The sequence below is a fragment of the Mesorhizobium sp. M7A.F.Ca.CA.001.10.2.1 genome (assembly GCF_003998575.1).
In the GTDB taxonomy this organism is placed as follows: domain Bacteria; phylum Pseudomonadota; class Alphaproteobacteria; order Rhizobiales; family Rhizobiaceae; genus Mesorhizobium.
Genome location: NZ_RZQY01001155.1, coordinates 1 through 893, shown reverse-complemented (window position 1 = coordinate 893; position 893 = coordinate 1). Strand labels below are relative to the sequence as shown.

Below are 893 nucleotides of genomic sequence, written 5' to 3'. Positions count from 1 at the left end.
GCGTAGTAGCGCACCTCGCGCCGAAGCCGCTGCTTTTCGAGCAGCGCGGCCTGCATCGCCTCGACGCGCTGCTGCTCTTTCTCCAGCGCGCGCTGGGTCAGGAACTGCGCCAGCGGCTCACTGTCGAATGCTCGTTTGACCGCGCCGAACGGCCCCTCGGCGGTGAAATTCACGACCGGCTCGGAGCCGACCAGTGCCTCGTCGCCAGGCCGATAGGTGATCGCACCCTTGGCCGACACCGTGGCCGCGTTGAGATCCGCCGTGACGTCGGCGGACAAGGTCGCCGCCGGATTTTCCAGGCTGACCGGTGGCGCCCGCAGCGTGCCGCCGGCAACCGTGAAAGCTATGTCGGCATCGCCAGCGGCAAAGCTGCCGTCAGCGGCGATGTCGGGCGCAAAGCCGGCGGTCTTGGCCGTATCGATATCGCGCCCGATCGCATCCGCCTTGGCGAGGAATGCACTGAACGCATCTGGATTGACGCCAGCAACTTTCACGCCCTTCAACGCCGCCGTGCCGGAGCCGGACAAGGCGGCCACCATCCCTTCGACCGATTTGCCGCTGCTTGACAGCGCCGTCGAGAAATCGCCGATGCCGCTGATGCCGGCATCCGGCAGCACGGTCGCCAGATCGGCGCCCGCCAGTTTCATCTGGCCAGAGAACAGGCCGGTTCCGTCATTGTTCTTCAGTTCGAACAGGCCGGTGAGCGCCCCGCTCAGCAATTTCGCCTTCAAATCCGAAACGCGGATGCCTTCCTGGTCGAGCTTGAGCGAAAAGGCGGCATCATAGGCGGTGGCGAACCGACCGGCGGCGAGCGCTGCCGTCGTCAGGTCTAGGTCGGCGGTGAACGGCAGGTTGGATTTCTGGCTGAACGGTGTCGCCGGCCACACGCCACC

General features: G+C 66.0%; 1 protein-coding gene. It reads right to left on the bottom strand.

Going from position 1 to position 893, the window contains the following annotated elements:
- The coding region (locus tag EN964_RS35820; protein ID WP_164776509.1) for an AsmA-like C-terminal region-containing protein at window positions 1–893 on the bottom strand (893 nt) is incomplete at both ends.